This window comes from Aureivirga sp. CE67, from assembly GCF_015767245.1.
In the GTDB taxonomy this organism is placed as follows: Bacteria; Bacteroidota; Bacteroidia; order Flavobacteriales; family Flavobacteriaceae; genus Aureivirga.
Map to the genome: position 1 here is coordinate 108846 of NZ_JADOTV010000014.1, position 8590 is coordinate 117435.

Annotated in this window: 6 protein-coding genes; 2 read left to right on the forward strand and 4 right to left on the reverse strand. The window is 25.9% G+C overall.

What is annotated here, in order from left to right:
• Positions 1–2 precede the first annotated feature (2 nt).
• The 4 genes from I0K12_RS15540 to I0K12_RS15555 are packed head-to-tail and all read right to left on the reverse strand — an operon-like array spanning position 3 to position 6773.
• The gene (locus I0K12_RS15540) at positions 3–2861 is read right to left on the reverse strand and encodes a type I restriction endonuclease subunit R (protein WP_196889060.1); all 2859 of its coding nucleotides are present in this window, start codon (positions 2859–2861) and stop codon (positions 3–5) included.
• A gap of 23 nt (positions 2862–2884) precedes the next feature.
• Positions 2885–4021 carry a hypothetical protein gene (locus tag I0K12_RS15545; RefSeq protein ID WP_196889061.1) on the reverse strand — a complete coding sequence of 379 codons (1137 nt, stop codon included), beginning with the start codon at positions 4019–4021 and terminating at the stop codon, positions 2885–2887.
• A 3-nt stretch (positions 4022–4024) separates the two neighbouring features.
• Positions 4025–5191, reverse strand: a complete 1167-nt coding sequence (locus tag I0K12_RS15550) for a restriction endonuclease subunit S (protein WP_196889062.1) — start codon at positions 5189–5191, stop codon at positions 4025–4027.
• Positions 5181–6773 (reverse strand): type I restriction-modification system subunit M, encoded by a 1593-nt coding sequence (locus I0K12_RS15555; RefSeq protein WP_196889063.1) that lies wholly within the window; start codon positions 6771–6773, stop codon positions 5181–5183. Before I0K12_RS15555 ends, I0K12_RS15550 begins: the two co-directional genes overlap by 11 nt.
• Before the next feature lie 185 nt (positions 6774–6958).
• Between I0K12_RS15555 and I0K12_RS15560 the strand changes: the two genes are divergently transcribed.
• Together I0K12_RS15560 and I0K12_RS15565 are read left to right on the forward strand one after the other, a co-directional pair.
• Entirely contained in the window at positions 6959–7498 is a 540-nt protein-coding gene (locus I0K12_RS15560) for a hypothetical protein (protein ID WP_196889064.1), read from the forward strand.
• Positions 7499–7761: 263 nt separating this feature from the next.
• Positions 7762–8421, forward strand: coding sequence for a hypothetical protein (locus I0K12_RS15565; protein WP_196889065.1), 660 nt, complete (start codon positions 7762–7764; stop codon positions 8419–8421).
• Positions 8422–8590 lie beyond the last annotated feature (169 nt).

Genomic DNA, 8590 nt, shown 5'->3' on the forward strand with positions numbered 1-8590 from the left:
AACTACCCTCCTACACCATTAATAAAAGTTTCAACAAATAATGTAATTTTATCTGTAATTCTTTGAGTTATTGCCTTTCTTTCTTTTAATTTTGGTCTAGAATTCATTGTATCAATAATCTCATCTCTTCTTGGCATTTTTTCAGTAAATAAATAATTTCCAATAAGTTTTTCTAATTTTATTCTATCTAAATTTTCTAGTTCGTGTAAATCGTAAAAAGCCTTCTCTTTCTCTTCATTTAAAAAAAGTGCAAATCTTTCAGGAATTTCATCTGTATCTTCAATTTTCGGAAGATGTTGATTAATAAATCGTTCAATTAAATCTTTTTTAGATCTTAATTGTGTTTCTCCTGTAAGTAGTTTTAAAATATCCTCTTTTTGCTTTTCTACATCTTCTTCTTTTGCTTCTTTTAATTTTGATAAAAGCTTCAATATATAAGCTACATTAATGTCATCTCTATGAAATAATTCTAATTCAAAATCTATATCATCTAAAATCGAAACTTTTTCTTTTTGAGAATGAACTTTTACCTTATCATGTAAATCTAAATACTTACTCTTATAATCCTCAAAACTTTGAGCATCCATCAAAATATCCTCAAAATCAAATTCTGTAAAAGTTGATAATACATTTTTCAATCTCATTAATTCTCTAAATGCCTTGACAAACTCTAATTCTTCTTCTTCACTTGGCAAATCATTTACACTAGCAACTGTTGGGGCAATTTCGAGCATATTTTTTAGAGCTTCATTAAACTTTTTGATATACTCCTCATAAGAATCTATAATAATCTGATCCTTTGCATTTAAACTTGAAAATAATGAAATTGCTTCATCTGTAGCTTCTTTTAAGTTTCTAAAACTTACAATGTTCCCCTGCGATTTTACTTGATCTAAAATCCTATTCGTTCTAGAATAAGCCTGAATCAGGCCGTGATATTTCAAATTCTTATCAACATATAAAGTATTCAATGTTTTACTATCAAAACCTGTCAAAAACATATTTACAACCAATAAAATATCTATTTCTTGATTTTTGACTCTCTTCGCAATATTGTTATAATAGTTATAAAAAGATTGACTATCCTTTGTTGTATAATTTGTATTGAATTCTTGATTATAATGACCTATAAACTCTTCTAAACTATCCCTTGAATGTTTTGTATCATATGTTGCTGTTTCTTCGGCTACTTCATTAAATTCTAAATCATCATAATTTGGCACAACAAAATCCGCTGTACTTTTATCTTCTTCATTTGCGTGATATGAAAAAATTGTAGCTATTTTTAAATTATGCTCTCCTGCTATTTTTTTCTCATGAAATAAATTATAATACTTTATCAATGTTGGTACACTTGAAACACACATAATTGAAGTAAATCTCCTTTTATGTGTTTTACGATCATGATTTGATATAATATAATTTGTAATATTTTCAAGCCTTTGAGGAGCATTCATTACTTCTTCTTCATCTATCGCTTCAACTTCGATATCTTCTACATTTTCTTTTTGCTTAAAAGTACTTATATATTCAATAGAAAACTTTAAAACATTTCCATCTCCAATCGCATTTGTAATTACGTATTTATGTAAACATTCTTCAAACAACATTGAAGTTGTTCTTTTTCCGAATTGATTTGTTCCTGCATTTTTATCAAAAATTGGAGTTCCTGTAAACCCAAACATTTGGCTTTTTTTGAAAAATGCTTTTATTTCATTGTGTGTTTTTCCAAACTGACTTCTGTGACATTCATCAAAAATGAAAACTATTTTTTTATCTTTTAATACTTCCATTTTTTCTAAATATTTCTTTTTACTGATGGAAGTATTTAGCTTTTGAATGGTAGTTACAACTAGCTTGGTTTTGTCTGTCATTTGTTCTACTAAAGTCTTCGTATTGTTTGTACTATCAATACTTCCTTTACTAAAACTATTAAACTCCTTAGTTGTTTGATAATCTAAATCTTTTCGGTCTACTACAAAAACAACTTTATAAACTTCAGGTAAATTAGTTAAAATCTGAGCTGTTTTAAATGAAGTTAATGTTTTACCAGAACCAGTTGTGTGCCAGATATAACCATATTTATCTGTAGTTTTTACTCTTTCAACAATTGCTTCAGTTGCATAATATTGATACGGTCTTAAAACCATCATCGTCTTTTGTGATTCATTCATCACAATATATTTCGTAATCATCTTTGAAAGATGGCATGGTTCTAAAAACGAATCTGCAAATTCTGATAATTGTGTGATTAGTTTATTTTCAACATCTGTCCAATAAAACGTTTGTTTAAAAGATCTTTTGTCTAAAGAACTATTTGCATAATATTTTGTATTTACTCCATTACTGATAACAAAAAGTTGAATGAACTGAAATAATCCTTGCCCTGCACCAAAAGAATGTCTTTCATATCTATTATTTTGATTAAAAGCTTCTTTAAGTTCTAATCCTCTTCTTTTTAATTCTATTTGGACTAATGGCAAACCATTGATTAACAACGTAACATCATAACGGTTTTTATAAGTTCCTTCCATTGTGATTTGTTGGCTAACTTGAAACTGATTTTGACACCAATGAACTTTATTTATTAATTCAACCGTCTTTTTTTCTCCCTGATCATTTAAATATGGAACTCGATCTCTCAGTAATTTTGCTCTTTCGAAAATGTTTCCTTTATTGATGAAGTTTAATATCTGTTTAAACTCATTTTCGCTAAGCGATATATTGTTATGCTTTTCTAATTGTTGTTTTAGATTTATTAATAAACCTTTTTCATCTTTAATCTCAACAAATTGATAACCAAGTTTTACTAATTGAGATACTAAATTATTTTCTAATATTTGTTCTGGCTGTGTTGTCATTCTACGGGGATAGATTTTATTTTTTATTCTAATTCATCGCTGTTCAGAGCATTTGCACATTCTGAAAATGCTTCTCTGATTTTTCCTAATACATTTTTTCTATCTTTTAATTTTGGTCTTGAACTCATCGCATCAGATAATTCATCATTTGATGGCTCTTTATCACTATAAAAGAAATTGCTAAATATGTTTTTCATTGCTTCAAAATTCAACTCCAAATTATTCGCAAATTCTTTTACTTTATCATCTCTTTTTTCTGTCCAAAATTCTTCTTCATTAAATGTATTGGTAAGAACTTTTAATTTTTTAACTTCTTCATCATTAGCAAATTCAATTTTTTCATCTTTTATTTCATTCTCAACTAAATCTTTTTCTTCTTTTAGAATTTCTTTAGAACTCTCTTTTTTAGCTTCTTCTTTGACTTCAATTTTATTAATTTCTAAATCTTCTTTTTCACTTTCTTCTTTAAATTGCTCTTTTTCATTAATAGAATTATCATTTAATTCATTTTCCTTTTCTAATAAAAATTCATCATTATATCTATTTTCATATAAATCATAGTCGTTTTCATACAACAGTTTACTATATAAAACCCCTTTAATTGAAATAGTTTCATTTTCGTCTAACCAAAAATTATATTCTTTCAGTTCTTCAGAATTATAATCAAATTTATGTTTATAACTCAAATCAATTTCAAAGAAAAATTTTAAAACATACTCTAAATTAATATCTGTCATTTCTTTCACCAAAGTCGCAAAATCTGTAGTAGTTATTCTTTCTTTGGGAACAGATTTTCCATGAGAAATATCGCCTCTTTCAGTTCTTATTTGAGAGGTCAAATTAATTATTTGACCTGATGAATGAACATATTGAGATTCAAATTTCTCATTATGTTTTTCTATATTCTCAAGAGCTTTTTTGAATAACTGTTGAACAGATTTTGCACTTCGACCTTTAGTTTCTTTCTTCTCATCAAATGTATTATCTAATCTATTTAATATTGATTTTGAAATCCCCTCAATTAATGACTTACAAGTTTCAATTGAAATATCTGGATGATCATTAAGATTTTTATTAATTTTATCTAAATGTAATTCGTAATAACTAAAATCTTCATATTTATCAATATTAGAATTAATTATTTTTCTAACTCTTTCCATAACCTATACAAACATCTTTTGTAATAACCCTTTTTTCCAATTTTTCATTTTTTCAATTTCTTTTTCTATTCCTTCTATTTTCAAATCTATTTTTTCTAAAAAAGCAGCAATTTTATTTTGCTCGTCTACATCAAAAGGAATTTTTATTATAAATTGTTCAATATCTTTATTACTGATATTTGGTTGAGCTCCTATAGATAAAATAGATTTTATCTGAATTTTAAATGAATTAGAAAAGACATATTTTTTTATATATGAATTATTATTTTTTTTAGATTTAAAAAGCCCTACTCGTTGATTTAAATAAGAATCAAAATCTAAATTATATTCACTTATTTTACCCGTAGTTGCACCTGACATTGCAATTAGTAAATCTCCTTTTTTGATTATATATTTATTATCAATATTTATTCTGTCATAATATACTATAGTCTCTAAATTTATAAACCTACTGTTATTAGAAATATTTGATATCCTAATTATAGGAATTCCACTAGTTTTAAACTCTGAACTTTTAAATGCATAACCTCCTATAATTCTACATATCTCCCCTAACTTCTTCTCTTCCCAATCAGGAAATTCATTACCATTTTCGTCTTTAAAACGAAGTTCTGGTAGTTTTTCTCCTTTTTTTGGAAATAGTTTTTGCATCATCCCTTTTTTATAAGTTTCCAAACCTTTCTTTTTCTTTTCTAAAAAAGAAATTTTCTGGTCTACTTTTGTCAAGAACTCTGCAATTTTATTTTGTTCTTCTACTTTTGGTAAATATATTTGTATCTTATTAATAGTACTTTTTGATAAACTAGGTACACCAGAAGCTTCTTTATATTTTAACCAATTAATTTTCTGAAATAATAAATATGTAAATTCAGGACTAATTTCTTTAAAAGAATGTGTATAAAATAAAGTATCTACAGTCCAAAACTTTCCAGATATCAGCATTGGTTTATTTATAGTTCCTTTTCTCCCAATACATACACTTTTTCCATTATATAAATATTCATCTATAGATGTCATATAGCCTCCTGTTCCATATACTGGGATATCTCCAGTATCAAGATGTTTATAATCTTTTCCACTACCTATGGTTAAAACATCTACAATCATTTTCTTCTCCCATTCTTCTTGAAACTCTGGAAAACGAAGTTGCGGAATTAAATTATGCTCCATGGTTTTCAGAATTAAAAGGTGCAACAATACCTAATTCATTACAAAAACCAAGGATTTCTTGATCAATTGTAATCATTTCAGCTTCAACTTCATTTAATTCTTTTGCAACCTGATCTAAATCTATAGGTTCTTCTTCTTCAAAAGTATCAACATAACGAGGAATATTTAAGTTAAAATCATTTTCTGCTATTTCTTCGAGAGAAGCAATATGAGAGTATTTTTCAATTGCTATTCTTTTTTGGTAAGTATTAATAATTTTATCTACATCAATATCTCTAAGCTCATTTTGATTTCCAACTTTTATAAAATTATCCTCTCCACTAGCATCAATAAAAACAACATTATCATCTTGTTCTCTACACTTTTTAAACACCATAATACATGTAGGAATAGAAGTACCATAGAATATATTTGCTGGTAAACCAATAACAGCATCTAAATAATTTAATTTTTCAATTAAATATTTTCGAATCACTCCCTCTCCTGCTCCTCTAAACAAAACACCATGTGGTAAAACGGTTGCCATAGTTCCATTATCAGCTAATTGGTGTATCATATGCGTTACAAAAGCATAATCAGCCTTTGTATTTGGTGCAAGTTTTCCATATTGGCTAAATCTTTCATCGTGACTATTCAATGGATTTTTATTTCCTTTCCAGTGTGCTGAAAATGGTGGATTTGCTACAACTGCTTCAAATCGTAAATCAGAATGTTGTGGATTTTCAAGTGTATCTTCATGTTTGATATCAAAATTATCATAATGAACATCATGTAAAATCATATTCATACGAGCTAAGTTGTAAGTAGTTCTATTTAATTCTTGTCCATAAAACTCTGCTACATCTTCTACTTCTCTCGCTACTCGTAATAATAAAGATCCTGAACCACAAGTCGGATCATAAACAGATTTTAGTTTTGTTTTTCCTGTAGTAACAATTTTCGCTAGAATTTTAGAAACTTGTTGTGGAGTGTAAAATTCCCCAGCTGATTTACCTGCTCCAGCTGCAAATTTTCCAATCAAATATTCATAAGCATCTCCTAAAACATCTGATTCAATATCATTTAATTTGAAATCAATTTCACCAAGATATTTAAAAATTTCAACAATGATTTGATTTCTCACTTTTACAGTTCTACCTAATTTTGTTGAATGTAAATCTATATCTTCAAAAAGTGCATTAAAATCTTCTTCCGAACCTCTATTTTGAGTACTTTGCTCAATATGGTTCATTACAGCTTCTAACTCTTCTAAAATATAATTATCTTCACTCTCAGTATTAGCACCACCTTTTGCTGCAAGTACTGAAAATAATTCTGTTGGTTTTAAATAGTAACCTAGTTTTAAAACAGACTCCTCTTCTATTGCTTCTAAAGTTTCTTTATCTGTTACTTTTGTATAATCTTTCTCATCTTCTTCTTCCAAAAGTTCATTAGCATACATTAGCTGTTTTTCTGAAAGATATTTAAAAAATATAAATCCTAATATATAATCTCTGTAATCATCTGCACTTATTTTCCCTCTCAATAAATTGGCAATTCCCCAAAGTTTATACTCCAATATTCTTTTCTGATCTTCTGACATTTCGTGGTTTGTGAAGTTTAGTTATTCTTCTATTTTAATATACTTAAAATAGTAATTTATTTGTTTTCTGCGAAGATACTAAAGGGGATTTTAAAAGAAAGATTTTGGTACAATAATTTTTAGAATTGATAGTAGAACAGTTTTTATTATAATATTATATTTATCAAAAATTTAAAATTCATGTTATGGAACAAAAAGAAATAATATCTAATATCTCTCAAAAAGTATCAGAATATATAACAGAAGAAAAAGAACAATATGAAAAAGAATCCTCATTTTTAAAACTACTAATAGGATTATCATCTGGTAGTTTTATTTTTTTATTTTCTTTTGTTTTTAAAAATAATATAAAAGAAAATGTATCAAATTTTGATTTAACAGTAATAACAATAGGTTTTCTATCGATGCTAATATTATTGTTATGGCACAATAGAGCTATTCTTAAAATAAGTTCAGCTATTTATCATTGTAAAATATTGTATGATTTACAAGAAAAATCTCTTATAAATAAAGAACTAAAATTAGATACAGCTGAAGAAATAATATCATTTAAAAGTCATTTTACAGATTTTAATTTTATAGAAAATTATGAAAAACGTTTTTTAAAAGAAACTAGTTTATATCCTTATTTAAATCATAAAAAATACAGTTATTATGGTATTATCTCTTTATTTATAATACAATATTCTGTTATTACTAAAATTATTTTTTCACTTATAAACTAATTTTTAATCATTTCTTATTATCGATCAAAATTTAGACTAGCTATTTTTTAAGGTTTTAAATTTGAAATATAATTTTAAAAATAAGAAATATGAAAAATTCTAAAAGACCTGTAAATGCTCCAAGTACAACAGGAAATCCATCAGGAAAAGGAAGAGGAAACAACCCACCAAGAACACAGAATTCTTCTAATTCAAAACCTCGAAAATAATTTAGTAACTTATATGCGTTATTTTCGGATAACGCATATAAAAATTGCTTTAGAATGGAAAATAAAACAATCTCTTCAAAAAAGAAACAAATTAAAACTGTAGCTGATTCTTCATTTTTAACTTTTATTACTTTATTCTATATTACATTTTCTGAAAAACCTAATCTATCATATTTTTTTATACCTCTCAATCATAAAAACAAAATGAACTTCGCAGAAAGAAAACAGTTTTTAATTGATTTTAAAAAAAAGCAAGAATTTGAATTAAAATTTTGTTCTAAAAAAAGGATATGTGAAGAATTTGAAATCTCCAAAAACACATTTAATAAATATTTCAAATCTATTTTTGACAAACATGATTTACACAATAAAAGAAAATTTAAATTTTCTGAAATTAAAAATATTTATTTTAATTGGATGGGGAAAGGTATAATATATAGATCAAGTGCAATCTCTAAAAAAGAATTAATTAATGTACTAGAAAATTCAAATTATAAAAAACTTGCAAATGAATTTAATTGCTATTTAAATAATCATGAATTGTATAAGAATCAAGATAAGTTCTCTCCTAAACAAATTGAAGAGTTTTTAGATCATATTGATGTACTTGACAACAAAAAAATATTAAAAAAACTCAACAAACCAGCAATTGATGAAATGAGAAAAATCCGAGATTTATTTGTTTTAGCCTTATATTATGCTTTTGATTCCTAATTTTTTTACACGTTTTATTTATTCACTATACAGTAATATTCTATACTTGTATCTACTATTTTATATTCTTTATACCTTATACTTGATTACTTTTTACATGATTTATTTATTCACTATACAGTAATATTCTATATTTGTATCTACTATTTTATATTCTTTATACCTTATA